The organism is Halocatena halophila (assembly GCA_027563145.1).
GTDB classification, from domain to species: Archaea; Halobacteriota; Halobacteria; order Halobacteriales; family Haloarculaceae; genus Halocatena; species Halocatena halophila.
In genome coordinates, this window is record CP071306.1 from 18,059 (window position 1) to 42,178 (window position 24,120).

At 57.6% G+C, this 24,120-nt stretch carries 28 protein-coding genes; 21 read left to right on the forward strand and 7 right to left on the reverse strand.

Annotated elements, in window-relative coordinates:
• Position 1 precedes the first annotated feature (1 nt).
• Entirely contained in the window at positions 2–1,102 is a 1,101-nt protein-coding gene (locus JXQ78_RS00105) for a hypothetical protein (RefSeq protein WP_330631439.1), read from the forward strand.
• Between the two features lie 239 nt (positions 1,103–1,341).
• Here the strand turns inward: JXQ78_RS00105 and JXQ78_RS00110 are convergent, their stop codons facing one another.
• Positions 1,342–2,049: a DUF7117 family protein gene (locus JXQ78_RS00110; protein ID WP_330631440.1), complete on the reverse strand. Its 708-nt coding sequence runs from the start codon at positions 2,047–2,049 to the stop codon at positions 1,342–1,344.
• A gap of 142 nt (positions 2,050–2,191) precedes the next feature.
• On the opposite strand from JXQ78_RS00110, the gene JXQ78_RS19165 reads away from it, so the two are divergent.
• Together JXQ78_RS19165 and JXQ78_RS00120 are read left to right on the forward strand one after the other, a co-directional pair.
• Entirely contained in the window at positions 2,192–2,638 is a 447-nt protein-coding gene (locus tag JXQ78_RS19165) for a DUF7528 family protein (protein WP_456237575.1), read from the forward strand.
• A 258-nt stretch (positions 2,639–2,896) separates the two neighbouring features.
• Complete coding sequence (locus JXQ78_RS00120) at positions 2,897–3,043, forward strand: hypothetical protein (RefSeq protein ID WP_330631442.1); 147 nt, start codon at positions 2,897–2,899, stop codon at positions 3,041–3,043.
• 195 nt (positions 3,044–3,238) lie between these two features.
• Here the strand turns inward: JXQ78_RS00120 and JXQ78_RS00125 are convergent, their stop codons facing one another.
• A complete protein-coding gene (locus tag JXQ78_RS00125) occupies positions 3,239–3,454 on the reverse strand; it encodes a hypothetical protein (protein WP_330631443.1) in 216 nt (71 codons plus the stop codon).
• Between the two features lie 116 nt (positions 3,455–3,570).
• Between JXQ78_RS00125 and JXQ78_RS00130 the strand changes: the two genes are divergently transcribed.
• A complete protein-coding gene (locus JXQ78_RS00130) occupies positions 3,571–4,518 on the forward strand; it encodes a beta propeller repeat protein (RefSeq protein ID WP_330631444.1) in 948 nt (315 codons plus the stop codon).
• Between the two features lie 5 nt (positions 4,519–4,523).
• Here JXQ78_RS00130 and JXQ78_RS00135 read toward each other — a convergent pair whose 3' ends face one another.
• Complete coding sequence (locus JXQ78_RS00135; protein WP_330631445.1) at positions 4,524–4,790, reverse strand: amphi-Trp domain-containing protein; 267 nt, start codon at positions 4,788–4,790, stop codon at positions 4,524–4,526.
• Between the two features lie 209 nt (positions 4,791–4,999).
• Here JXQ78_RS00135 and JXQ78_RS00140 point away from each other — a divergent pair, with 209 nt between their 5' ends.
• On the forward strand, positions 5,000–5,287 hold the full coding sequence (locus JXQ78_RS00140; protein WP_330631446.1) for a PadR family transcriptional regulator: 288 nt from the start codon (positions 5,000–5,002) through the stop codon (positions 5,285–5,287).
• A 43-nt stretch (positions 5,288–5,330) separates the two neighbouring features.
• Here JXQ78_RS00140 and JXQ78_RS00145 read toward each other — a convergent pair whose 3' ends face one another.
• The gene (locus JXQ78_RS00145) at positions 5,331–6,692 is read right to left on the reverse strand and encodes a putative ATP-dependent zinc protease (RefSeq protein WP_330631447.1); all 1,362 of its coding nucleotides are present in this window, start codon (positions 6,690–6,692) and stop codon (positions 5,331–5,333) included.
• 121 nt (positions 6,693–6,813) lie between these two features.
• Between JXQ78_RS00145 and JXQ78_RS00150 the strand changes: the two genes are divergently transcribed.
• Positions 6,814–7,842, forward strand: coding sequence for a succinylglutamate desuccinylase/aspartoacylase family protein (locus JXQ78_RS00150; protein ID WP_330632836.1), 1,029 nt, complete (start codon positions 6,814–6,816; stop codon positions 7,840–7,842).
• A gap of 188 nt (positions 7,843–8,030) precedes the next feature.
• On the opposite strand, the gene JXQ78_RS00155 is transcribed toward JXQ78_RS00150, so the two are convergent.
• On the reverse strand, positions 8,031–8,465 hold the full coding sequence (locus JXQ78_RS00155) for a YdbT family protein (protein ID WP_330631448.1): 435 nt from the start codon (positions 8,463–8,465) through the stop codon (positions 8,031–8,033).
• 196 nt (positions 8,466–8,661) lie between these two features.
• Here JXQ78_RS00155 and sdhC point away from each other — a divergent pair, with 196 nt between their 5' ends.
• Genes sdhC through JXQ78_RS00190 form a run of 7 tightly spaced genes read left to right on the forward strand, consistent with a single transcriptional unit; the run spans position 8,662 to position 14,361 of the window.
• Complete coding sequence (gene sdhC / locus JXQ78_RS00160; RefSeq protein WP_330631449.1) at positions 8,662–9,051, forward strand: succinate dehydrogenase, cytochrome b556 subunit; 390 nt, start codon at positions 8,662–8,664, stop codon at positions 9,049–9,051.
• A gap of 1 nt (position 9,052) precedes the next feature.
• Positions 9,053–9,424, forward strand: a complete 372-nt coding sequence (locus tag JXQ78_RS00165) for a succinate dehydrogenase hydrophobic membrane anchor subunit (protein ID WP_330631450.1) — start codon at positions 9,053–9,055, stop codon at positions 9,422–9,424.
• A gap of 3 nt (positions 9,425–9,427) precedes the next feature.
• The gene (locus JXQ78_RS00170) at positions 9,428–10,291 is read left to right on the forward strand and encodes a succinate dehydrogenase/fumarate reductase iron-sulfur subunit (RefSeq protein ID WP_330631451.1); all 864 of its coding nucleotides are present in this window, start codon (positions 9,428–9,430) and stop codon (positions 10,289–10,291) included.
• Positions 10,292–10,299: 8 nt separating this feature from the next.
• Positions 10,300–12,126 (forward strand): FAD-binding protein, encoded by a 1,827-nt coding sequence (locus JXQ78_RS00175; RefSeq protein ID WP_330632837.1) that lies wholly within the window; start codon positions 10,300–10,302, stop codon positions 12,124–12,126.
• 45 nt (positions 12,127–12,171) lie between these two features.
• On the forward strand, positions 12,172–13,353 hold the full coding sequence (glmU, locus tag JXQ78_RS00180; protein WP_330631452.1) for a bifunctional sugar-1-phosphate nucleotidylyltransferase/acetyltransferase: 1,182 nt from the start codon (positions 12,172–12,174) through the stop codon (positions 13,351–13,353).
• Between the two features lie 53 nt (positions 13,354–13,406).
• Complete coding sequence (locus JXQ78_RS00185) at positions 13,407–13,679, forward strand: DUF7576 family protein (RefSeq protein ID WP_330631453.1); 273 nt, start codon at positions 13,407–13,409, stop codon at positions 13,677–13,679.
• Between the two features lie 34 nt (positions 13,680–13,713).
• Positions 13,714–14,361 carry a VOC family protein gene (locus JXQ78_RS00190; RefSeq protein ID WP_330631454.1) on the forward strand — a complete coding sequence of 216 codons (648 nt, stop codon included), beginning with the start codon at positions 13,714–13,716 and terminating at the stop codon, positions 14,359–14,361.
• On the opposite strand, the gene JXQ78_RS00195 is transcribed toward JXQ78_RS00190, so the two are convergent.
• Complete coding sequence (locus JXQ78_RS00195) at positions 14,347–14,700, reverse strand: hypothetical protein (RefSeq protein ID WP_330631455.1); 354 nt, start codon at positions 14,698–14,700, stop codon at positions 14,347–14,349. The two genes, JXQ78_RS00190 and JXQ78_RS00195, sit on opposite strands and share 15 nt — an antisense overlap.
• 276 nt (positions 14,701–14,976) lie before the next feature.
• Between JXQ78_RS00195 and JXQ78_RS00200 the strand changes: the two genes are divergently transcribed.
• Genes JXQ78_RS00200 through JXQ78_RS00210 form a run of 3 tightly spaced genes read left to right on the forward strand, consistent with a single transcriptional unit; the run spans position 14,977 to position 17,768 of the window.
• Entirely contained in the window at positions 14,977–15,393 is a 417-nt protein-coding gene (locus tag JXQ78_RS00200; protein ID WP_330631456.1) for a plastocyanin/azurin family copper-binding protein, read from the forward strand.
• Positions 15,394–15,448: 55 nt separating this feature from the next.
• On the forward strand, positions 15,449–16,861 hold the full coding sequence (locus JXQ78_RS00205) for a sulfite oxidase (RefSeq protein WP_330631457.1): 1,413 nt from the start codon (positions 15,449–15,451) through the stop codon (positions 16,859–16,861).
• A gap of 28 nt (positions 16,862–16,889) precedes the next feature.
• Positions 16,890–17,768: an enoyl-CoA hydratase/isomerase family protein gene (locus tag JXQ78_RS00210; RefSeq protein WP_330631458.1), complete on the forward strand. Its 879-nt coding sequence runs from the start codon at positions 16,890–16,892 to the stop codon at positions 17,766–17,768.
• On the opposite strand, the gene JXQ78_RS00215 is transcribed toward JXQ78_RS00210, so the two are convergent.
• Positions 17,682–18,404, reverse strand: coding sequence for a hypothetical protein (locus tag JXQ78_RS00215; RefSeq protein ID WP_330631459.1), 723 nt, complete (start codon positions 18,402–18,404; stop codon positions 17,682–17,684). The genes JXQ78_RS00210 and JXQ78_RS00215 overlap by 87 nt on opposite strands.
• Positions 18,405–18,507: 103 nt before the next feature.
• On the opposite strand from JXQ78_RS00215, the gene JXQ78_RS00220 reads away from it, so the two are divergent.
• Genes JXQ78_RS00220 through JXQ78_RS00240 form a run of 5 tightly spaced genes read left to right on the forward strand, consistent with a single transcriptional unit; the run spans position 18,508 to position 24,045 of the window.
• Complete coding sequence (locus JXQ78_RS00220) at positions 18,508–19,170, forward strand: V-type ATP synthase subunit D (RefSeq protein ID WP_330631460.1); 663 nt, start codon at positions 18,508–18,510, stop codon at positions 19,168–19,170.
• Positions 19,171–19,215: 45 nt separating this feature from the next.
• Positions 19,216–19,626 carry a DUF6276 family protein gene (locus tag JXQ78_RS00225; protein WP_330631461.1) on the forward strand — a complete coding sequence of 137 codons (411 nt, stop codon included), beginning with the start codon at positions 19,216–19,218 and terminating at the stop codon, positions 19,624–19,626.
• Between the two features lie 24 nt (positions 19,627–19,650).
• Positions 19,651–20,595: an A24 family peptidase gene (locus tag JXQ78_RS00230; RefSeq protein ID WP_330631462.1), complete on the forward strand. Its 945-nt coding sequence runs from the start codon at positions 19,651–19,653 to the stop codon at positions 20,593–20,595.
• A 10-nt stretch (positions 20,596–20,605) separates the two neighbouring features.
• The gene (locus JXQ78_RS00235; RefSeq protein WP_330631463.1) at positions 20,606–23,767 is read left to right on the forward strand and encodes a cell division protein; all 3,162 of its coding nucleotides are present in this window, start codon (positions 20,606–20,608) and stop codon (positions 23,765–23,767) included.
• A complete protein-coding gene (locus tag JXQ78_RS00240; RefSeq protein ID WP_330631464.1) occupies positions 23,767–24,045 on the forward strand; it encodes a DUF7854 family protein in 279 nt (92 codons plus the stop codon). Before JXQ78_RS00235 ends, JXQ78_RS00240 begins: the two co-directional genes overlap by 1 nt.
• Positions 24,046–24,120 lie beyond the last annotated feature (75 nt).

Genomic DNA, 24,120 nt, shown 5'->3' on the forward strand with positions numbered 1-24,120 from the left:
AATGGATCTATCAGCTGAGAAGGATTCGTTCGGTTTGGTTCGATTGCGTCCACTCGGACTCGTTGGCGTGATCCTGGCTCTCTCGGCGGTGGGAAGCGTCGTTTTTGCTGTTGCGAAATCGGGGATCAGTACTCCCATCGCCGGCGTTACCCAGTCAACGATCGCTGCACTCGCCCTCACAGTTTGTGGACTGATGGTGCTCTCAGTCGGTGCGATCTGTGCGCGACAGCACTGGTCAGCGAGTGGCTCGCCCGAGGGCTGGCTGACGATCGTTGGCGTGGGGACGCTTTGCTGGGTGGCAGTCGTCTTCGGAGTTGGGGTGGCTGATCTCCAATCGTTGCTGGCGGGTGCCGTGCCCGCAACGCTGCTCCGTGTAATGCTCGTTTTCGTGTTTCCGGCTGTCGTCGTGGCCTGGCTCTGTGGGTTCTCCCTCGGAACAGGAGTGTCACCCCTCGCTGAGAAGACCATCGCTGCCAGCGTTGGTGGGGTAGCTCTCTGTGCAGGGCTGCTGTCAGTTGCCGTCATACAATTTACAATTGGGTCGGGGATGACGATGATGGCCAGCATGACAGGACGAACACCGCTCTGGTACTGGTTGGGAGTCGAAGCCATCGTTGCACCGCTGCTCCTTGGCGTCGGTATGGCGGTGCTGTTCTGTGGTTCGATCGAACAGCTGCTCAGTCGTGCGTACGGTCGACCGACTGCCATCGCCGGGATCACTGCGCTGGTGCCTGCCACAACGTTCGGTTCCATGCTACCGGGCGGATCGATTCTCGAAATTGCCTGTGCGGTCATCGCCTGCGTGCTGGCCATGGCACTTGAGCGTCGAGGTCCAGAGGATACTGGCGTCGGTCAGACGGTGTGGGCACTCGTAAGTGGGATCGCCGTGTTGCTCGCCACCTTCAGCACGCTCTTGTTGGTTGTCGCCACTGGGTTTCAGGACGGTTCACTGCTCGGGCTGCTTTCAGTTCTGGCGCTGGCCCTCGTTGCTGGGAGTGGAGCGATCGGCTTCGACCGAACGGGGTCGGTCTGGGTCGGGGCGATTCCGTTCTCTGTCTATCTCATCGTTACCGCGCTCGGTCTTCGCATGCTGGGATGGTAGGCGGAACTCTCGGAAGGCCCAGATTCCGACACAGATCGCTCCCAGTGGAATGAACCAGTAGCCTCCAAAGAAAATGGCTATGAACGCAAGTTCTGGAAGCTCTCTCCCCGCATCATAGAAGATTATTACCGAAATCACAGCACAGAAACAAAATAAAATCCGTAACAGACGCAGCCGCACTGGCGTGAAAAACGACATACGACCCGTTACTCGGCTACGAACAAGTAACTACTGTCGGCTCACACCAATTCGTCCAGCCGTTCGCGTGCGGTCTCGAGCCCATCAGATTCTTCCCTGATGTGTTCTCCGACCGACTGCACTGCCACAATCAGTGTCGCACCAACCGCTGGATCGACCGCACCATCGAGCGCTTCGATTCGGCTCCGGTGATCGTCGATCCGGGTGAGCAAGCGCCCGATTGCCGGATCGACTGTGTCCCCAAGTGCGGTTCGAATCGCGGAGCGATACGCATCGACCGACGCGGCGTCGGCCAATCCTCGAGGCTGGTGCATCGACGCGGGAACGTTGTCCGGATCAGGGCGCTCGCCGCTATCAGCGCCGTTGAGCAATGCATAGCAATAGCGCCGCTCGGAGTCATCGAGTGTTGTCCGTAGTTTGGCCTCTCTTGTGGCATACTGGAGTTCGGTCGCCCCCAGATACGTCGTCGACAGCGGTTCGAGCGAGCCTGCGTTGATAAAGCCAGCAGTGGCCCGATACGACCGACAGGTTGTAGCCGCGATCGAGAGCCCGGCCTTGAGGTCTTCCTCCTCGATGGCCTGGCGCGCGGGCGTGAGATCAAGCGAGGCCCGACCGGCAGTGTGCTCCGTTCGGTCGTCGAGCCCACGGCTGCGAACACTCCCACACGACGGGCAGGCGATCGACCCGGACTCGTAATACGACCACTCGATTCCGCAGTCGCGACACTCACGGTGCCCCCGGATTTTCATGGATGATATTGCCGGCGTGGACAAAAAAGGGGGTCGGCTCGTCCCCAACGATTTTGATCGTCCACCACGAGATACAAATCGATGACAGTACCACCCCTGTTGTCGCCGACGGAGGATAGAGGAAGCCACGAGCGCGTGGCTGATCGAGAAATTCTGCGATAGTCCACCAACCGTCGAACGCACGGGTGAGGTCGTCACCGTTGCGCTTGACGATCGCACCGCACAGCTCACGCCCAGTGGTGCTCGTGCGTTATATACCGCACTCGAACGGACGCTCTACCAGCAGGGTTCGTTCGTTCACACTGCGTTCGAACACCGACCCGATGGCTCCTACGTCGTCGAACGAAAGCGTGCTACTTCCAGTGGCCACCGGAAAGTGTTCGATTCATTCGAATCTGTCCAGCGACTGTACCATGAGATGGGCGAGACGTTCTCGGCGAGCGATCTCGACCGTCCGGGTCTCACCGGCGGACGAACGCATTTGCTCGTGCGACATTTCGCAGAGCATCCGGCGTTCGACTGTGAACTCTGCAGCCAACAACCACTCACCGTGGAGAAACGAACGGAGGTGTGTTCGGCAGACGACTGACCGGTGATATGGGATTATCGAGCAAAACTCAGGGCGGGCGGCCATTCGGAGTATTCGGGAATCGAACAATTTCGACCGTTACGAACCGTAGTCTCACGATGCTACGCTGGCGTGTGAATGAACCGAGTTTATCCCGCCCATTGGCCCCGTAACGGCCTGACAGACTGCTCTACACTGGACAGTTTCAGTAGTATCGACTGGACTGAAACCCACCAGTGAGACCACAAGTTTTTGGCGAACGCGGGTCCTAAACCGGGTATGCGATCCGAAGCGGAGATTCGTGAGCAATACGAGTATCTCAAAGACGAGCTCGACGATGAGGACATGCGACACGAAGGTGTTCGGCAAATGTTCACCTACTACCGTCGAGCGCTGGGATGGGTACTCGAAGAAGAGCACATGTAGGCCCCACACGTGCCGTCCTGGCACGCTCATGATCGCTAACCCGGTACATTTATACCAATAAAGCCACTTGGTTAGATTGACGCTTCGCTTGGAGGGCCGAAGCGTCAGCGGGGACCAATTCAGGGCGGCATGCCTTGCCGGGCGTTTTCATCCCGGCCGGGCTGCTTTCCTTTCTACTTCGAATACTTCAGAGAGTTACTGCTCAGCATCCGTTTCGAGTTGCGTGGCGACTCGTTCTGTGGCGTCTGCAAGCCGATTGACCGTATTCAACAGTTGCGTGAGCAGATACAGCACGTACAAAAACAAGAGTGATAGCAATCCTAGAAACACCTGTCCTTTGATCACTGCCACAGTCACAATGAGCACTGTCAGGAGCCCAAACAACGGTGGCTTCATCGAATCTCTAGCCATAGCAGCGACTCGGTGGGCGATCAGTTATTCTTTCTGTTCTGATGGGTAGTTCGAATTGCTGGAAATCGTTTGGGACACGGCAATCGTTTATCTTTCCGCACCACAACTGTGAACGTATGCTCCTGATCGGCAGCGACGACGGGGTGTACACCCAATTCGATGGGCACACCGAACAGACGCTAGATGCCGGTCGCGTCCACCGCCTTCGCACCTTCGATGGTGTGTCGGGCGCGTTCGCGGCGACACAGGGTGGACTGTATCACACGGATAATGGCACGGAGTGGCGAGAGCTCTGTGTGCCCCACGAACGAACGAACGCAGTGACAGTGAATCCGGACGCAAATGAACTGCTCGTCGGAACGAGTCCCGCACACATCTTTCGAGCATCGCTGTCGTCGATCGACCCACCCTCACCACCCACATGGACAGAACTTGATGGATTCCAGCAGCTCCCCTCGCGTGATGACTGGTGTCTCCCGCGCCACGAGAATCGAGCCCATGTCAGGGAAATCCTCGCCGATCCCGCCGGAGAAAACTGGCTCGTTGCCGGCGTCGAAGTCGGTGGCATCCATTGTAGCACGGATGGTGGTCGCTCATGGGTCGAGCGATCGAATGGTGTGGATCCCGACATCCATGAACTAACCGTTACCGGCCCGGCCGAATACGTTGCTGCAACCGGACACGGTCTCTACCGAACGCGTGATGCCGGCCAGACATGGAAGCGTCTCGATCAGAACGTCCGCCAGTCGTACTTCAGAAGTGTCTATTCGATCGGCGACAACGTCTATGCCGCCGGTGCCCTCTCGAATTCCTCGGACTGGGACGATCCAGACGCAGATCCCGGACTGTTCGTCGCAACCAACGCCGGCTCACTCGATCCGCTCAGCATTCCCGCTACCGACGAAATGGTGACGGGAATGACAGCCATCGAGGGTGAACTCTACGTCGCCACACACCACGGCCGATTGTTCGCACATCGAGGCTCCTGGAACGACGTTGGCGAGTTTCCCGTCCGCGGGCCACTGACTGGCCGTTACACACCCGTGGCCGCGCTCGATGCCTGAAAAGGTCACTCGATCTGAAACGCGCCACCGGTCTCACCGTCCGACCATTCGATCTCGAACTCGACGCTCATTTCGACGTCGTCACCCTCAGTCTCGCGCTCGACCTTTACCTCGAATTCTGCTGTCTCGGGCACTGTTAGCGTAATCTCCTCCGCTCCGTCTGTGAGCGTGAACGACTCATCAGCCGCTAACTTGTCAACGACGGATTGTAGATAATCAGCGATTGCTGTGCGGGACTGTTGGCGCTCAACCTCGAACAACGTTTCTTCCATGCCATGTTATCATTCCACCCGGCAATAAATTAGTCGACTCGCTAGAACAGACAAAACAAGCGACATGTTTAATACTACCTGTTTTCTAACACTCGCTATCGTTTTGAACGTCGAATCGAACGGTTGGGAAACACTCTCACCCGGAAACGGTTGTTAACCGATCGACACGCTTATGGCACCCAATAGGTAATATCCGTAAGTATACAGTCATGCACGATTTGACCGGTTTTCAACGGGATCTGCTGTATGTCATCGCGGGGAGCGATGAACCACACGGGCTCGCGATCAAAGAGGAGCTCGAAGAGTACTACGAAAAGGAGATTCACCACGGGCGCTTATACCCGAATCTCGACACGTTGGTCGAGAAGGGGCTGGTAGAAAAGGGCCAGCGCGATCGTCGAACGAATTTCTATACGGTTACACGGCGGGGGAACCGTGAGATCGATGCGCGCAACGAGTGGGAGGCGCAGTACATCGATCTCGAAGTCACGGCATAAGACCAACCAGGGGGTCGAACGAGGACCGACACACCCACAGGGGTTATTCTTCAGCTTCGTCGTCTGCGGATGGGGAGACACTATCGCCGTCAGCTCGACGACGGACGTTTACCTGATAATGTTTGAGAATATCGCGACCGAGCAACAGCGGATAATCCATGTGGCTTCTGTCTTCGACGCTGGCGGTGACGGTGTGCTGGCGTCCACCAATACCGATTACCAGATCGACGACAGGGCGTACCGTTCCACCTTTTACTGAGCCAGATTTCACCCGTGTTTTTGCTTTGATCGGGCCGGCTCCAATGTCAGCGGCGAGCGAGGTGTCGATCGATGTCCGGGTGGCACCTGTGTCGGATTTGGCCAGTGTGGTGGTCGAGCCGCTCGTTCCGCTGACGACAACCTCCTCGATGTAGCCGATGATCGATGCTGTCTCAGAACGAGATCGGTACCGATCTGGGATACACGATGGTGTCGAGTCATCGAGCGTGCTAGATAGTTCATGGACGCGTTCGGTGTCGATGGAGACTCCCCCTCGTTCGAGCGCAAGCTGTGCAATGTAGGGCGCAGGCGACCGTCCAGTGGCTGCGAACAGCCCCTTGAAGCCAGCAGTAGGATTGACCTCAAGGACGTACCATCGATCACCATCGCCAACGAGATCCACGCCGGCGTAGTCGAGATCCATCACCTCAGCAGTGTACAGCGCGATCTTTGCGGCGGGTTCCGGAAGAGTTGTGGTTTCGTCTTCGACGGTCCCACCGAGAGCAACGTTCGTCCGCCAGTCACCATCGGGCGCATACCGACGCATTGTGCCGACGATATGTCCGTCGACGATGTAGATACGGAGATCACTGTGTCGAGTGTCTTCTTCCTCGATGAGCGACTGTAAGAACGCCTGTCGGTTCCCAACCCGAGGATTCACCGGGTCAGTGAGATCGACCTTCCACGTGCCACCGCCGTGCGTTCCGATCGCGGTTTTGTACACGCCGATCGCTCCGAACCGCTCGCGATCGTCGTTGAGGCGCTCGTTCGACAGTGCGAGCAATGCATCGGGAACTGGACTGTCCCAGGCTGTGAGCTTCGTCGCTGTCGCAAACTTATGGACGGCCGTCAACACCGCCGCTGGTTGGTTTAACATCGGCCGAATCTCTGCGAGCGTCTGGGCCAATCCAAGCTCCTCAATCGGTGCCTCACTGTTCGACAACAACAATCGGTTGACGATCACGTCCACTGCCGGCTCCAGATCGATCGAACCATCATCGATGGCGATCGTCGTGTTTTCTCCACGGAGCCACACCGGCTCATGGCCGAGTGCCTCAATCGCATTCAGTATCGATTTCGTCTCCTTGCTGTTGTGTAATGCGAGTACGCCGACGCGGACGACGTCACTATCACCCCCGGAATTCATTCCTGCTACTATTAATGTATTTTTGTGTGAAAATACTGCCGGTTGGTAATATATTACTATCGTATTGAGTTATTCCAATGATAGATTTTAGTACCAATTCCCTGTGGTAGACTGTATGGGCATGAGCGGAGAGACGTTCACGTTTCAGGGTGGTTCGGTTGCGCCGGGTGAGGCGAAGAACTTCCGCTATACGGTCAGTGAGACGTATCTCGGCGATGCCGTCAGGATTCCGGTGACGATCATCAACGGCAAGAAGCCGGGGCCGTCGGTGTTTTTGAGCGCCGCTGCACACGGCGATGAACTCAACGGCGTCGAGGTGGTCCGTGAGATCGCCCAGACGGGACTCTCAGGGGGTGATCTCACCGACATTGGGGGAACGCTCGTCTGTTTGCCGGTGTTGAATGTTCCGGCGTTTATTGCCCAGCAGCGGTATTTACCGATCTACGACCGGGATCTCAATCGATCGTTTCCCGGGAGCGAAAGCTCGACGAGCTCAAAACGCATGGCACACCGGATCTTCACCAACTTCATCGCGCCGTGTGATCTGGGCGTCGACTTTCACACATCAACGCGGGGGCGAACAAACGTGGTTCACGTGCGCGCTGACATGTCCGACGAGGCAGTTGCCAGACTCGCACACGCGTTTGCCACGAACGTCATCATTTCGAGTGATGGGCCGACGGGCTCACTTCGTCGCGAAGCCTCCGACGCAGGAACGCCGACGATCACGGTTGAGATGGGCAAAGCCCACCGGTTTCAGCGTCCGCTCATCGATCGCGCGCTCGAAGGAGTTAAAAGCGTGTTCGCCGAGTTCGAAATCACTGACTCCGAACAGGTTCGCTGGCCTGGCTGGCGAACGGTGATTGCAACGAGCGAGGACAAGACGTGGCTGCGCGCCGACGTTGGCGGACTCGTCGATATGCATTTCGAACAGGGCGCACTTGTTCACGAGGGGGATGTCATCTGTACGATTACTGATCCGTTTCTCGTCGACACTGAATCGGTTACTGCACCGTTTACCGGCCTGCTCGTTGGCGTTCTCGAAAATCCGCTGGTCTATCCCGGCAATCCGATCTGTCATCTGGTGAAACTCACCGACCGGACGAAACGGGCCGTGCAGCTCGATCAGGACGCCGTTGATCGGTCTTGAACCCGCCAAGTGCGACCGCAGCGAGCAGTGTAGTGGTCCAAGCGTCGGTTCGTGGGCGTGCAGTGTCGCTATCCCCCAGCGATTGCCACGACCAGGAGTCAATCGACCGAGTCGTGTGCATACGAGCACCGGAAGAACAGAACCCTAAACGCGCGGCCCGTCCACACCGATAGGCTGTGACTGCCCAATCAGTGGGCAGCCCTTCGGGTTCCAGTACTGCGCAGTTCCTGGATATCGCTGGAGATGCGTTGGGGATTGCGAATGCCCCCAAGAACGACTGGACCGGTGTGACCGCTCACGGCGAACTCGACGTATCCCACACCCAGAAGGCGGCTCCCGTGTTTCGTGCTGGTGATGTGCTCGATCGGATATTCGTTCACGTTTGTCGTCCGCCAGGTCGACTCTTTTACGATCACGCGATCTGACGTCACGACATACCGGGTTCGTTGTCGGGCACGCCAGGGAAAATACAGAAACACGAGTCCAAACCCAACCGTGCAAACCCCAATGATCCCGATGAATACGATCGATTTCATCCAGTTCAGCCAGCTGGGCTTTTGATTATGCAAGATTTCTTCACCATCGTGCAACGCCATGCCAGCAACTGTCCGCTGAATATCCATTCACTACCAATCATACAGTTGTTTTGTTATGTGTTTCGCCCCAATCCAAAACCGTCTGAAACTGACGCTCCGTTTAATTGTGATATCGGGGAGCAGAATTTTATTTCAATTGGGTGTTGTTACTGATTGAACCGGATTCTGCGGCGTCTGCAGTTCACAAACTACTATATTGGGGGGTTCAAAGCCGTTAGTACACATGAGTCAGTCGTACGATCGCGGCCACATAGAGAGCTTCGGGCGCTGGACGGAGTTCTCCGCTGGAATGTGGGCCTGGGTGCTCCACAAGTTCACCGGCTGGGTCCTCATCGGCTATCTGTTCACGCATATCGCCGTTCTCAGCACCGCCATTCAGGGCGAAACGATGTACAATGGAACGCTCCAGGGGTTGGAGTCGCTGTTGATCGTCCGGTTTATGGAGGTTGGACTGCTCGCAGTGGCGGTCTTTCACATCCTCAACGGGCTCCGATTGCTGTTCGTTGATCTCGGGCTCGGCCTGGACGCACAGGACAAAAGTTTCTACGCCTCGTTGGTCGTTACAGGGGCGATTGCGATCGGATCTATTCCGACGTTCCTGGGGGGATTCTAAAATGGCTGAACACTACTCTTCGTTCTCCAGCGAGGACACGCGGTGGTTGCTCCAGCGCGTGACGGCAGTCTTTCTCGTTGGCGTCCTGGCGTTTCATTTCATGCTGTTGCACTTCGTTCACCACGCAGCAGAGATCACGCTGGCGGGCACGACGGCACGGATGAGTCAGCCGGGCTACTTCGTGACGATGGTCCTGTTTTTGATTGCGGCGACGTTCCACGGCGTCAACGGCGTTTACAACGCGCTCGTCAACCAGGGCATCTCGGGAACGCCACGCACAGTTATCAAATACGGCCTCACGATCGCGAGCGTCCTGTTGATCGCACAGGGAATCCGCGTTGCGTGGGTAATGACTGGCGGCAACCTCATCTGAACCATGAGCACGAACGTACCAGACACCGACACGGAGACGCATGCAGACACCGACGCCCAGCCGGCACCCCAACAGCGCCGTCTGGCGAAAAAACGCGAGCGACGCGAGCACTCGCCCCAATCGGAGACAAGCGGTGACACCGACCAGGAGACGGTCGAGCTGAAGGTGTTCCGCTACGATCCCGAGGTTGAAGGAAAGCGTGAGCCGCGGTTCGATGACTTTCACGTACCGTTCACGAAAGGGATGACCGTGCTCGATGCGCTGATTTATGCGCGCGACACGTTCGACTCCTCGCTCACGTTCCGACACTCCTGCCGACAGGCGATCTGTGGCTCTGATGCGCTGTTCATCAACGGCGCGCAGCGACTGGGCTGTCAGACCCAGCTGTCGGATCTCGAGTGGCCGGTCCGCATTGAGCCACTCCCACACCAGGAGGTCGTTAAGGATCTCGTGGTCGATATGGAGCACTTCTACGAGCAGATGGACGCGGTCGATCCGTTCTTCAAAGACGAGGACGTTCCCGACGGCCTCGAAGAACAGCGCCAGGACCGTGAAAATCGGGAGAAAATCAAGATGTCTACCCGGTGTATCTGGTGTGGCGCGTGTATGTCCTCGTGTAATATCGCCGCTGGTGGCAACTATCTCGGGCCGGCTGCGATCAACAAGGCCTACCGATTCGTGATGGACGAGCGCGAAGACGGCGACGTCACACAGGAACGCCTCGAAACGATTGAGGCCGAAGAAGGTGTCTGGCGCTGTCAGACGCAGTTCTCCTGTACGGAGGTCTGTCCAAAGGACATTCCACTCACTGAGCATATTCAGGAGCTCAAACGCGAAGCCGTGAAGAACAATCTCAAATTCTGGTAACAATGACACTGTATGAACATGACGTGATCGTCGTCGGTGCTGGCGGTGCGGGTCTCAGAGCAGCCATTGCAGCCCACGAGTCTGGGGCTGACGTGGCGATGGTGACGAAACTCCATCCGGTTCGGAGTCACACTGGGGCAGCAGAGGGTGGCATCAACGCCGCGCTCAAAGACGGCGACGACTGGCACGATCACGCCTACGACACGATGAAGGGGTCGGACTATCTCGGTGACGCCCCTGCCGTCGAGACGCTCTGCAAGGACAGTCCACAGGAGACGATGCAGCTCGAACACTGGGGAATGGCGTTCTCTCGCGAGGAGGACGGCCGCGTCTCCCAGCGTCCGTTCGGTGGGCTATCGTTCCCACGAACGACGTACGCGGGTGCCGAGACGGGCCATCACCTGTTGCACACGATGTACGAGCAGGTGGTCAAACGCGGCATTCAGGTGTACGACGAGCAGTACGTGATGGAGCTTGCGGTCACCGACGAGCCCGATCCCGAAGACCGCACCTGCTATGGCTGTATCGGCTACGACATCAAAACCGGCGAGCTCAATGGATTCATCGCGAGCGGCGGCGTGGTGCTCGCTACCGGTGGTCCGGGGCAGATGTTTGCTCACACGACGAACGCGGTGGCACAGACCGGCGATGGGCAGGCAATGGCCTACCGGGCGGGAGTGCCACTCCAGGACATGGAGTTCGTCCAGTTCCACCCGACGACGCTCCCATCGACTGGTGTGTTGATCAGCGAGGGTGTCCGTGGTGAGGGAGGGATTCTCTACAACAGCGAGGGCGAGCGGTTCATGTTCGAGTACGGCTACGCGAACAACGACGGTGAGCTGGCGAGCCGTGACGTAGTCGCCCGCGCGGAAGTGACCGAGGTCAACGCCGGTCGTGGCTTCGAGAACGACGCTGTCCACCTCGACATGCGACACCTCGGTGAAGAACGCATCACCGATCGTCTGGAGAATATTATCCATCTCGCCACCGACTTCGAGGGTGTCAACCCGCTCGAAGAGCCGATGCCGGTCAAACCCGGACAGCACTACGAGATGGGTGGCATCGAGACCGATGAAAACGGAGAGACGTGTATCTCCGGGCTGTACGCCGCTGGCGAGTGTGCCTGTGTGAGCGTCCACGGCGCAAACCGGTTGGGTGGCAACGCGCTGCCCGAGCTGATCGTCTTTGGTGCCCGCGCTGGTCGGCATGCCGCCGGCGAAGACACCGGCACACCCCAGATCGAAACCGGACCGTCCGCCCGTATTGAAGACGGCGATGTCGAACCGCCAGTCGAACTCGGCGCGGTCGAATCGACATCGCCAGTCGCCGATGGGGGCACAGCGGACGATTCGCCGCGGTCGGTCGTCGAGCAGACGCTTGAACAGGAACGCGACCGCGTCGACCGGTTGATGGAAACCGACGGGATCAACCACGCCGATGTGCGCTCGGATCTCCAGGAGACCATGACGGCAAACGTCAACGTCTTTCGCAACGAGGACGGCCTGAAACAGGCACTGCGCGATATTCGGGACTGTCGCGAGCGCTATCAGGAGGTTGGTGTTAGCGATCCGTCCCGGACGTACAACACTGATCTGATCCAGACGATCGAGACGCGCAATCTCATCGATCAGGCAGAAGTGCTCACGCTCGGTGCGCTTGCACGGACGGAGTTCCGCGGTGCCCACTGGCGGCAGGGCTATCAGGAACGCGACGACGAGGAGTGGCTCAAACACACGATGGTCGCCTGGAACAATGGCGATCCGGATCTCTACTACACCGACGTGTTGCTCGAAGGCGAGGACAAGCGCTACGAACCGAAGATTCGCTCGTACTGAACGCAGAACAGCAGGCATATCCCGGCGGCCCGCGGCCATTCTCGTATGCAGGCTATCGTACTCGCAGCAGGAGAAGGAACGCGAATGCGACCGCTGACTCATTCTACCCCCAAGCCAATGCTGCCGGTCGGAGACCGACCGCTCGTTGCACACACAGCGAGTGGTGCGATCGAGGCCGGGGCTGACGAGCTCGTGTTCGTCGTCGGATATGAGGCTGACACGGTGCGATCGTACTTTGGTGATCGCTATCAGGGAGTGCCGGTCAGCTACGCCGTTCAGGACGAACAGCTCGGCACCGCACACGCCGTGCGGTGTGCGCGTGAGTTCATCGACGGCCCGTTCGTGGTGCTCAACGGCGACGACCTGTACGACCAGGCGAGTCTCGACGAGCTGTTTGGCGGTGGCCCCGCTATCGGGTCGATCGAAGTGGACAATCCGTCGAACTATGGCGTCCTGTCGTTGAACGGCGAGACCGTCACGGAAGTGATCGAAAAGCCAGCCGAGCCTCCGAGCAATCTGGTCAATGCCGGCGCGTATAAGTTCCCGGCCACAGCGCGCGACGAACTCGACGTGGAGATGAGCGAACGAGGCGAGTACGAACTCACGGACGTGCTCGATGCCGTCATTGACACGCACGATATCAGGGCAGTCGTTCTCGACCGCTGGCTCGGCGTTGGTCGACCGTGGGAGCTGCTTGAGGCAAACGAGTGGAAACTTGGTGAGTGTAATCGTCAGATCAATGGTGAAGTCCACGACAGCGCCGAACTCCGGGGGCCAGTCGTCGTTGCAGACGGTGCAACGATCGATGCCGGCACCGTTATTGAGGGGCCAACACTGATCGAGTCCGGCGCAGAGGTGGGTCCAAACGCATACATTCGGGGCCCAACCCGCGTCGGGAGCAACTGTCACGTCGGCAACGGTGCGGAGGTGAAAAACAGCGTGCTGATGGCGGGTGCAAACGTCCCACACCTCTCGTATGTCGGTGACAGCCTGCTGGGTCCGGCCGTCAATCTCGGTGCCGGCACACAGGTTGCAAATCTCCGCCACGACGATGCGAACATCGAACAGACCGTCAAGGGCGAGCGCGTTTCCACCGGTCGGCGAAAATACGGTATCGTCGCGGGCGACGGCGCAAAAACCGGCGTCAACACATCGCTTGCGCCAGGTGTCGTGCTCAGTGCGGGTGCAACGACGCTCCCCGGCGAGCAAGTGCTGCGCGATCGGTGAGCTGATTAAACGGTTTCGACCGTCTGGATTCCTGCCAGCAGGACGACGTTCAAGTGGCTACCGTCCGTCGAACGATCGATGAAGTTTCGATCAGTACGAAGTCTCGAATCGACGGCATGGTGGCTGCGATGACGGTCGATCCGACCTCAGAGCTGGCCGAGAACGTCACTGAGACCCCCCACTGTGGGAGCTGTGAGACACCGGTTGGATACGATCCGGACCATCGGGTGGTGACGTGGGTCGAGGCCGATACCGTCCACACCGAGCATTTTTGCACGCCGGCGTGTCGCCAGGAGTTTCTCCAGGACAAATCTGGCTCCCAATGAACAACGTCACAACGGTCCAGCCCGAATCTGTAGTATGACCAATGATACTGATGGCCCCCCAGTCACAGCTACCCTTCCGGACAGCCCAATTCACACGACTGGCGTGGATCACATCACGCTGATCGGCTCGAACGAAGCCGATACGATCGCGTTCTACCGCGATCTTCTCGGTATGTCTCTCGTGCTTCGACAGCCGAATCTCGACGCGCCGTCGGTCACACACCTGTTTTTTGATACAGGTGATGGACGGCTGCTGTCGTTTTTCGTCAACGAGGATCGTACATCACAACAGACACCACAACGACCCGGAATCGGGGCCGTCCACCATCTGGCGTTCAAACTCGAACCAGAACGGTTCCGTGACGTAATGGCAGCGCTCGAGCGAGCAGACCACCCGTACAACGAGTTCGACAGAGGCGTGTTCCACTCGCTATACACGCACGACCATAACGGACTGGTGATCGAACTCTCCGTCGATCAGTACGACTTCCCCGAGGAAAAACGCGGTGTGGTCCTCGCAAAAGCCCAGCAGCTGCGGATCGAGGACGGGGCCGAGTATGCCACAGCAGAGCACCTGCGCGCGGCACTCGAAGCACTCGACATTCCCGTCGAACCGTACGACCTCCCCGAAGCCCCGACTGGTGCCGGTGTTGACGACGACACGACCTCAGGAGACGGGTGATCGTCGTCGCGGTGCCCGCCACATCTCGCGACTGTTTTTCTGTGCCGGCAGCTGGACGTCCTGTCGCTGGATGAAGTCCACGACGACCATCCAGTCGTGACACGTGGCACAGAGTGTCGGACGACGTGGCTGTGATTCGATCCGCGATTGCGGTCGACAGTTCTCCTCTTTGACGAGTTCGTTACAACTGGGACAGTACAGCAGCCCACAGCTGCTCCGAGTGACGATCGACCAGCGAACGGCCGAAATCGAACACTCGATTGGCTCTCCCTCCCGTGGCGTGATCAACAGTTGCACCGTCTGTGGCTCGGATTCGCTGTGTATTTCGTCCAATGTCATACTAGATCGCTCAACTCTCACGTCGATTGTTGCCCCCGTTTGTGGCAGAACCCTACCAGGAATATCGCAATGACATTCCGCAGAGTCGTATTCATTAGGCTATCGTAGAGGTAAATAATATTTGCCATGGTGAATAATCCTTCGACTTATTTCATTATGGAATGGCAATATTTTCATCTATCCTGTGTAGTAATATAGCTATATTCTCCAATACTCTGGATAGTTCGACGACGAATCGCCACGGTATAGTGGGCTAGCTTCCTACAGTTTGTATCCATGACGACACGCCGATCCGTGTTGCGACAGGTGGCCACAGTGAGCACGGGCACCCTTCTGGCGGGCTGTTTGGGAGAATCGAACGGCACTGACCGTGAGACCAACGAAGTCCTTGCGGGTCCCAATGGAGATTTCGTCTTCGAGCCAGAGACGATTGAGATTTCGACCGGCGACACCATCACCTGGACGTTCGAGAGTACTGGTCACAACGTTGGGGCAAAGCCAGAAGACAGTGATCGTGTCGAACTGCCCGCAGGGGCCGAACCCTTTGCGAGCTATGAGGAAAACAAAGTGTATCAGACGGTCGAAACGGGCAACACGTACGAACACACGTTCGAAACACCCGGCGAATACGTCTACGTTTGTGTCCCACACGTGGTCTCCGGAATGGTTGGCACAGTAATTGTTTCAGAATAACAATTAAACGATATAAAATTGGAAGTAGGAGGTACACGTTAGTCTGGGCAAACAGATGTCCCAGTCCAACGAACCATCCGATGGGTCTGTAAGCACCGGTGAGAACGGAGACGATTCGGCAGGGATCGACCGCCGGCGCTATCTCACTCTCGTGGGAGCGACCACAACAGCCCTGGCTGGCTGTTCGTCGCTGCTCGACCCCGGCGACTCGACTGATACGCCAGATGGGGAAAAGGGGTATCACGCCTACACGAGATCGGTGCTCGAAAACAAATATCCTGGCCTCGAACTGTTCTCGACCTCACCGCCAAACGGGCAGACTCGCGATCGAGCGTCGTATCTGTCGTTCGAGACGCCGGTGGACGCGGCGTACATCCGCAGCCACTACGATTCACCGAAGTTGCAAGAATCCGAGCACACGATCACGGTCGAGGGGAAAATCGAATCGCCGATGAAACTCTCGATGGAGGAGTTGCGCACTGGATTTTCGACGACAGAGGTTGCTCACACGATGCAGTGTGCCGGCAACGGGCGGCGGTATTTCGACCCGAGCGTGGGTGGCAACCAGTGGTCGTTCGGTGCGGTGAGCACGGCCGTCTATCGTGGCACACCGGTCAGCGAACTGCTCGAACGAGTGGGTATCGGCACAGATGCTGACGGCTATGTGGCCGTTATGGGCGCAGATGCGCCCGAGGGAGAGCCAGTGTACACCCGATCCATTCCGATCGCAAAGCTCCATCGCGACTGTGTACTGGCATACGAGCGCAACGGAGCAGTGCTCACCGCCGAACACGGCTTTCCGGTGCGGCTGGTAGTGCCGGGCTGGTACGGCTGCAACAGCGTGAAATGGGTCGTTCGAATGGTCGTGATGGACGAAATGATCCACGATGATTCTACAGAACAGTTTGACGACCCCGAACGGTACACACACTGGCAGCAGTCCTCCTATCGACTGCTCGGCGGGCAGAATACGGAGCCTCGCCAGCACGAGACGCTCGACACATACGACACCCACGCACAGATGGAGTCGGACGCGATCGAGCACCCGTACTGTTATGAGATGCTCGTCAAATCGCTGATCGCAAAACCAACAGATGGAGCCACGATCAATCGAAGCGATGGCCCCCTCACGATACGGGGTGTCGCCTGGGGTGGTGAGAACGAACTTGAGGGTGTTGCTGTCTCGACCGACGGTGGCGACAGCTTCGAGCCGGCGACGTTCGTAGGGGAAAATCGCGGGCAGGCGGCCTGGCGGGCGTTCGAGTACCAATGGGAGCCAACCGAGGGTGAGCACACTCTTGTCTCGAGAGCAACCGACCGGGCGGGTCGTACCCAGCCCGCGACGATCGATGGGCCCGAAGACACAGAACAATCGATTACTGACGGTCAGTTCCCGTGGAATCTGAAAGGGTATGGCGCAAACGCCTACATGCCCGAAGCGATCACCGTCACTATCACAGGCGAGTAATGAAAGCACTGGCTGTACAACAACATCAGTGACACAATCAGACACGATACGACACGAGAAGGTGGCCGATGGTCGGATTGCAGTGATCCAGCTCGCAGCTCCCGAGCGGAACAACGTTCTGGACATGGAGGTGATTCAGGCACTTGGGGCCACTGTCACCGCCGCCGACCGCGACGATGCGGTTCAGGGAATCGTCCTTACGGCCGACGGTGAGCGATTCTGTGCCGGTGCCGATCTGGAGTATCTAGAGTCAATCTCGTTCGAAGAGGGGCTCAGATTCATGACGGCGTACTTCGAAGCGCTGGATCTGTTGCGACAGACGAGCAAACCCGTCGTCGCTGGTGTGCATGGAATCTGTGCGGAGGGAGGAACGGAACTCGTTTCGGCGTGTGATCTGATCGTCGCCGACGAGACAGCCCGGTTTACCCAGCCAGTGGTCGGTGTTGGTGCAACGGCGGCCGGTGGCGGCGTCCAACTGCTTCCATTGATCGTTGGCGAGAAACGTGCCAGAGACCTGCTGTTGACCGGTCGCACGCTTGATGCAACTGAAGCGAAGGCGTTTGGACTGATCAACCGCGTTGTCCCCGACGGAAAGGCCACAGAACGGGCGATCGAGCTCGTCGAGATGATCATTGAAAACCACAGCCCGCAGCGTATCGTTCGATCAAAGCCATCCTCAAGCCGTGGACCAACTTCGGATTGCTCGGCCAGGAGATGGCCCGCGAACTCACCGCCGCTGTGTGGGATTCTCCGGAGTTTAGAGAGCGCTCGAGAGCGTTTCTCGCGGACGAATCGTTCGACGAACGCTCGTTTTCGGGGGTCAGACCGCCCGAGAATCGGTCCGAGTGAGACGGAGACTCTCTCTGAGTTCGCGCATGTCGTCCAGTCGGGCGTCGGTCACCAGTGATTCTTCGATACCGACAGCAACCGCATAGAGGACGGTTCCGTCTTTGACGAGCAATATCGTATCGTACAGTGACTGCCCCTTTCCCGAGAGTGTGGCCCTAAGCTCCATCGCCGGGAGCCCATCACCGAACGTCGTCCGTTCGCGATCGCCGATCTCGATCGACCAGCCAGCGTTTTCGACCCGTGAACGATAGCCGTACAACACGCCGTCGGCGAGCGTCTCGATCGAGGCCGACTCGTTGACATCAGTCACGACGAGAACCATCTCCCGGCCGCTGTCCCCGTTGAACATCACCGTGTCGGCACTGTCACTCGAACGGCGCCAGCCCCGCGGATAGTCGACGGTGTAACCGTACGTTGGACTGGTGTAGGTCTCTCGATCACTGAGAGAGATGCTAGTGCCAGTGTCTGTAACGGATTCGATTGTCGATGAGGGAGTCATCGTTTCGCCCATGGAGGCCGGCGTCGCAGATCGTGTCGTCTGTGGGGTCTGCGTTTCGGTCTCGGCAGTTTCTTCGGCTTCTGACTCCCAGACGCCGTCTTTTACGACCGAAAGACAGCCGGTGGTCGTACCGAGGAGACAAGCGGAGCCAAGGAGAAGCTGTCGCCGTTTCATCATCGTACTGTTGGTTACCATCTTATATCAGGATGGTCTTCTCGGTTGTGTCCGGACGCTTCTCGGAACTGGAGGCAACAACAACACGTAAGACTCTCCATCGGTAACGTCCGGATATCAAACCATGGCCACGGACGTCAAGCCGACTCGGAAGAATCTCATGGCGATCGAGGACCGCATCGAACTCTCCGAGCGGGGTCACGACACGCTCGAGCAGAAACGTGACGGACTCATCATGGAGTTCATGGACATTCTGGATCAGGCCCAGGACGTTCGCTCCGATCTGAGTGGTGTCTACGACGACGCCCAGCGGAAGATCAACATGGCACGCGCGATGGACGGCGACATCGCAGTTCGCGGTGCTGCCGCCGCACTCAAAGAACATCCGGAGATCGTCACGCAGTCGAAAAACATCATGGGCGTCGTCGTTCCCGAGATCGAATCCACGAAGGTGAAAAAGTCACTTGATGAGCGTGGATACGGTGTTGTCGGGACGAGCGCTCGAATCGACGAAGCGGCGGGTGCCTATGAGGATCTGATCGAACAGATCATTCTCGCAGCAGAGGTCGAAACCGCCATGAAGAAAATGCTCGAAGAGATCGAAACGACCAAACGCCGTGTCAACGCCCTGGAATTCAAACTGCTCCCCGATCTCTACGAGAGCCAGGAGTATATCGAACAAAAACTAGAAGAACAAGAGCGCGAAGAGATCTTCCGGCTCAAAAAGATCAAGAACAAAAAAGAAGAAGAGGAAGACGACGCTGTGGCCGTGGAATCGGTCGCCTGAATCCTGAGTAGGACGCCTTTTTGCAATCGCACCCAGATCGGTGCTATGCGCTGTTCGAACTGCGACTCTACTGTGGTATCGTTTTTGCTCGATCAAACACTCCGTACGCACGCACCGACGGACGCTGATGCTATCGGGCTCTGTCCGCGCTGTCTTACCCTCCAGGAACTCGACGATCCCACAAGTGTGTCCGATACGCCGTCGTTCAATCGCATTTCCGAGTCGTTTCCCGATGGGAAAACGGCACCACCAACTGCGCTGTTGCTTGGGTTGCTCGATTCGCTTGCGCTCAACCGGTCCTCGATCGAAACCCTGATCGAACGGATCGAAGCCGAGGGAACCGATCCACTGTTGTTGCTCGATCGGCTGGCAAATCAGGGAAGCGTCGCCCCTCGCTGGGACGTAGACCGGCGGCGACACCAGCTCGAACAGCTGCTCGAACGGCAGGATTTTTAACCGAAGACGAGACCAGCCCCCGCTGTGCTGGATCGAGCGCTACTCTGGTGTCAGCTTCTGGTTGGAGGCTGTTTCGTCGTTGCAGGGTGGTACGATCGCCGGAGCCGTCGGGTTCCCGACTGGCTCTGGTACTACGCACTGGTCCCCGCCAGTGCTGCGTTCACGCTCGAGTGTGTGGTTGGTGGCCAGGCGCTTTTTGGGCGAGCTCAGTTCGTTCGGGGCGTGAGCTCTGTCTTCCTTGGATCGATGCTTGGCTTTTGTTACTGGCGACTCGGGCTGTTCGGTGGTGCAGACGCCAAAGCAATCGCCATACTCTCGATTGCTTTTCCAACGACCCCGGTTGAGCTCCATCACGCGCTTTCCGTCCACCCGGTCGTCGCTCGACCATTCGTCATTGCGGTCGTTCTCAACGCGTTGTTGCTCTCGACGTGGTATCCGATCGCGCTGTTCGCGGTGAACTGTTGGCATCGACGAGTTACCACTGCGATGGTCGTCGGCAAACCCTGTGCGATTGGGACCGTCTGCGATCGCCACGGCGAACTGCTCACGGTCACCGACGGATGGATTCCACGCCCCGGCGTGGATCTGGATGCTCTCAGGTGGTATCTCGACTACTGGGAGCTTGATCTGGAGGTCCTCAGAAACGCACCCAACGAGCACGCACCATCCGTTCGGGGCGACCGATGGGGTGCCAAAACGGTCGTCGGGGCCGTTGAGGGCTCTCTCTATGGAACTAGCCCAGAGGCACTCCGCACCGCACTCGATCGATTAACTGATGGGCGCGACACCGTCTGGATTACACCAGGAATCCCATTCGTCTCCGTTCTTGCCGTTGGGCTGATTGTGACAGTCGTCTGGGGTGATCTGCTCGCACTACTCGGTGGAATAGAAGTAGAAATAATTCCGTCACATCAGCTCGATTTCCAGTTTCGGGCAGTTGTGCGAAGGTTCTTATTCGGAGATGCATAACCAGGAGTCGATGGCCCCCGCGGAGGACACCGAAATTATCGATCGCTTCGAGGAGTTCTACCGCACATACTACCGCAACGAGATCGGCGAGCTTGCACGAAAGTATCCGAACGAGCAGCGGTCACTCTACGTTTCATGGGATGATCTCTATCGGTTTGATCAGTCACTCGCCGACGACGTTCGCACGCAACCAGAACAGTATCGAGAGTATGCAGAGGAAGCGCTCCGCCTCTACGATCTGCCAGTCGATGTGAGTCTCGGCCAGGCCCACGTTCGCATCTACGACCTGCCAGAGACCACTGGTATCCGTGATATCAGATCACACCATCACGGCCAACTGGTGAGCATCCGCGGCATCATCCGGAAGGCAACGAACGTCAGGCCCAAAATTCAGAATGCGGCGTTCGAATGTCAGCGGTGTGGAATGCTCACTCGAATCCCGCAGACTGGTGGGAGCTTCCATCAACCTCACGAATGTCAGGGATGTGAACGACAGGGTCCGTTTCGGATCAACTTCGATCAGTCCGAGTTTGTCGACGCCCAGAAGCTCCGTGTTCAAGAGAGTCCAGAGGGTCTCCGTGGTGCAGAGCGACCCCAGAGCATCGATATCAACATCGAGGACGACATCACGGGCGAGGTGACCGCTGGCGACACCGTCCAGGTGACCGGTGTGTTACATCTCGACCAGCAAGAATCCCATGGCGAGAAATCGACGATGTTCGACATCTACATGGACGGTGTCACCGTCGAGATCGAGGACGACCGCTTTGAGGACATGACCATCAGCGAAGAAGAGAAAAAGGAGATCATCTCACTTTCCGATCAGCCGGATATTTACGATCGGATGGTCGACTCGATGGCCCCCTCGATCTATGGCTACGATATGGAGAAGCTGGCAATCATTCTTCAGCTGTTTTCTGGAGTGACCAAGCATCTTCCCGATGGTGTGCGGATTCGCGGTGACATGCACATTCTGCTGATTGGTGATCCGGGAACTGGTAAATGTGTAACAGGGGACACAACAGTGACGATGGCGGATGGCTCTCCGAGCGAAATTGGTGAGCTAGTCGAATCGCATCTGGATTCACCGCGTCCGATCGATGATGGCGTGTATCAGCCGGTTGATTTTTCGGTTCGTTCGATGACGCCATCGGGTGCGCTCACCACTCGGCGGGTAACGAAGGTGTATAAGCGAACCGCGCCCGAGCAACTGTACGAAATTTCCACGAGCGATGGACGCACAGTGACTGTAACTCCGTCACATCCGCTGTTCGTTCCGGGAGACGACGGGTTCGAGCCGGTCACGGCCACAGAGCTCACGGCTGAGACACCTATCGCCGTGGCCCCTCCAACCGTTCGAACGGACGGTGGCACGGTTGTCGATCACCTGACTGGAGAGCAGGCGGTTGCGACGGCAAGAATCAGCTCGATCGAGCAGATCGAACCACCAACACCGTGGGTCTACGATCTAGAGGTAGCCGGTACGCACAGCTATCTCACGAACGGTATCGTCTCACACAACTCACAGCTGTTGCAGTACGTCAGAAACATTGCGCCGCGGTCGGTGTACACCTCCGGCAAAGGATCCTCGGCCGCCGGTATTACGGCTGCAGCGGTCAGAGATGATTTCAGTGAAGGCCAGCAGTGGTCGCTGGAGGCGGGCGCGCTGGTGCTCGCAGACCAGGGTGTTGCGGCAGTCGACGAGCTCGATAAAATGCGGTGTGTGACCGGGGAAACGCTCGTTCGAACGGTTGCTGGCCCACAATCGATTGAGGAAATTGCCCAGAAAGCCCAACAAACGGGAACGATCGAACGCCACGAAAACGGTGAAACCATCCGCGGCGGTGATTGTACCGTGTGGACGAAAACCGAAGACGATCGGCTAGTCCGCCGTCCGGTGACTGCTGTCCATCGCTATGAGGCACCCGAGCGTCTACATAGAATCGAGCTCGAAACTGAGGACTCGATCGTTACCACGGCCGATCATCCGTTTTTCGTCCGTCATGGTGACCGCCAGATCGAACGGGAGGCTAGTTCGCTGTCGGTCGGCGATCGGATCGCCGTTCCGTCCGCCGGGGTATCGATCGAGACCGACGGCGGAGAAGTGATGGTCCCCCCGAACAGTACGGACGCGGGGCCTTCAGATGTGGTCTACCGTCGGGTGAACGCCACTGAAACGGTGACCGATCATGCGTACGATTCGGTGTACGATCTGACCGTGGCTGGAACCCACACGTTCGTGGCCAACGGGATGATCGTTCACAACTCCGAAGATCGGTCGGCGATGCACGAGGCCCTCGAACAACAGGAGATCAGCGTGAGCAAAGCAGGAATCAACGCAACGCTCAAATCGCGCTGTTCGCTCCTGGGTGCAGCCAATCCGAAGTACGGCCGGTTCAACGAGTATGAGGGCATCGCCGGCCAGATCGAACTTGAGCCGGCACTAATTTCCAGATTCGACATCATCTTCACGGTGACTGATAAGCCAGATCCCGAAGAGGACAAACAGCTTGCCGAGCACATCCTTAACACGAACTACGCCGGTGAGCTCAACACCCATCGGACCGAGACACAGACTTCCAACGTCACGGCCGCTGAGGTCGAGAACGTTACCGAGGATGTCGAGCCAGCGATCGATGCTGAACTCTTGCGAAAATACGTCGCCTATGCCAGGCGAAGCTGTTTCCCGATGATGACGGAAAAAGCAAAGGAGACGATCGAGGAGTTCTACGTCGATCTTCGCTCACAGGGCACTGATAGTGATGCACCCGTACCGGTCACCGCCCGGAAACTCGAGGCACTGGTGCGCCTGGCAGAGGCCTCCGCCAGGGTGCGCCTTTCAGATACGGTCGAAACTGAGGATGTCGACCGCGTGCTTGAAGTTGTTACCCACTCGCTCGAAGACATTGGAATGGATCCCGAAACGGGCGAATTCGACGCTGACGTGATCGAAACCGGACAATCAAAGAGTCAGCGCGATCGCATCCGAAATCTCAAGGGCGTCATTGCCGAGGTCGAAGAGGAGTACGATGTTGGTGCACCCCTCGAGAAGATTCTTGAGCGGGTCGAAACCGCTGGTATGGACCGATCGAAAGCGGAGTACGAACTCGAAAAGCTCAGACGTCAGGGTGACGTGTACGAACCCCAACCTGACACATTCAGAACGGTATAATGGACCGGATTTCAGCCCTCAGAAACGTCGAAGATGCCCTGCAGGACTTTGAAGACGGTGAGATTGATCTCATGACCATGGACGTTCGAATCAGATCTGTGATCCGAACGTACGCGACGAATTTTGGTACATACACTGCCTACCGGGCCATAGCACCACCAGCCGTTGAGGGTGTCATCGTAGCTGCAGAAACCCCCACGCGAGCAAAAGCCCAGATGGTATCGCTTGCTGACGCCGATGTCGATCAGTCCGATATCGAACTTGCTGATACAATTTGATAACTCGCATATCGAAGTTTTATTTTATATATCTTACAGACAATATTATATAATATGTCCGTAGGATATGTATCC

What these genes read in the sequence shown, in the direction of transcription:
- JXQ78_RS00105 (WP_330631439.1), top strand. Translation starts at nt 2, where the DNA reads ATGGATCTATCAGCTGAGAAGGATTCGTTCGGTTTGGTTCGATTGCGT.
- JXQ78_RS00110 (WP_330631440.1), bottom strand. Translation starts at nt 2,049, where the DNA reads ATGAAAATCCGGGGGCACCGTGAGTGTCGCGACTGCGGAATCGAGTGG.
- JXQ78_RS00120 (WP_330631442.1), top strand. Translation starts at nt 2,897, where the DNA reads ATGCGATCCGAAGCGGAGATTCGTGAGCAATACGAGTATCTCAAAGAC.
- JXQ78_RS00125 (WP_330631443.1), bottom strand. Translation starts at nt 3,454, where the DNA reads ATGGCTAGAGATTCGATGAAGCCACCGTTGTTTGGGCTCCTGACAGTG.
- JXQ78_RS00130 (WP_330631444.1), top strand. Translation starts at nt 3,571, where the DNA reads ATGCTCCTGATCGGCAGCGACGACGGGGTGTACACCCAATTCGATGGG.
- JXQ78_RS00135 (WP_330631445.1), bottom strand. Translation starts at nt 4,790, where the DNA reads ATGGAAGAAACGTTGTTCGAGGTTGAGCGCCAACAGTCCCGCACAGCA.
- JXQ78_RS00140 (WP_330631446.1), top strand. Translation starts at nt 5,000, where the DNA reads ATGCACGATTTGACCGGTTTTCAACGGGATCTGCTGTATGTCATCGCG.
- JXQ78_RS00145 (WP_330631447.1), bottom strand. Translation starts at nt 6,692, where the DNA reads ATGAATTCCGGGGGTGATAGTGACGTCGTCCGCGTCGGCGTACTCGCA.
- JXQ78_RS00150 (WP_330632836.1), top strand. Translation starts at nt 6,814, where the DNA reads ATGAGCGGAGAGACGTTCACGTTTCAGGGTGGTTCGGTTGCGCCGGGT.
- JXQ78_RS00155 (WP_330631448.1), bottom strand. Translation starts at nt 8,465, where the DNA reads ATGGATATTCAGCGGACAGTTGCTGGCATGGCGTTGCACGATGGTGAA.
- sdhC (WP_330631449.1), top strand. Translation starts at nt 8,662, where the DNA reads ATGAGTCAGTCGTACGATCGCGGCCACATAGAGAGCTTCGGGCGCTGG.
- JXQ78_RS00165 (WP_330631450.1), top strand. Translation starts at nt 9,053, where the DNA reads ATGGCTGAACACTACTCTTCGTTCTCCAGCGAGGACACGCGGTGGTTG.
- JXQ78_RS00170 (WP_330631451.1), top strand. Translation starts at nt 9,428, where the DNA reads ATGAGCACGAACGTACCAGACACCGACACGGAGACGCATGCAGACACC.
- glmU (WP_330631452.1), top strand. Translation starts at nt 12,172, where the DNA reads ATGCAGGCTATCGTACTCGCAGCAGGAGAAGGAACGCGAATGCGACCG.
- JXQ78_RS00190 (WP_330631454.1), top strand. Translation starts at nt 13,714, where the DNA reads ATGACCAATGATACTGATGGCCCCCCAGTCACAGCTACCCTTCCGGAC.
- JXQ78_RS00195 (WP_330631455.1), bottom strand. Translation starts at nt 14,700, where the DNA reads ATGACATTGGACGAAATACACAGCGAATCCGAGCCACAGACGGTGCAA.
- JXQ78_RS00200 (WP_330631456.1), top strand. Translation starts at nt 14,977, where the DNA reads ATGACGACACGCCGATCCGTGTTGCGACAGGTGGCCACAGTGAGCACG.
- JXQ78_RS00205 (WP_330631457.1), top strand. Translation starts at nt 15,449, where the DNA reads ATGTCCCAGTCCAACGAACCATCCGATGGGTCTGTAAGCACCGGTGAG.
- JXQ78_RS00215 (WP_330631459.1), bottom strand. Translation starts at nt 18,404, where the DNA reads ATGGTAACCAACAGTACGATGATGAAACGGCGACAGCTTCTCCTTGGC.
- JXQ78_RS00220 (WP_330631460.1), top strand. Translation starts at nt 18,508, where the DNA reads ATGGCCACGGACGTCAAGCCGACTCGGAAGAATCTCATGGCGATCGAG.
- JXQ78_RS00225 (WP_330631461.1), top strand. Translation starts at nt 19,216, where the DNA reads ATGCGCTGTTCGAACTGCGACTCTACTGTGGTATCGTTTTTGCTCGAT.
- JXQ78_RS00235 (WP_330631463.1), top strand. Translation starts at nt 20,606, where the DNA reads ATGGCCCCCGCGGAGGACACCGAAATTATCGATCGCTTCGAGGAGTTC.
- JXQ78_RS00240 (WP_330631464.1), top strand. Translation starts at nt 23,767, where the DNA reads ATGGACCGGATTTCAGCCCTCAGAAACGTCGAAGATGCCCTGCAGGAC.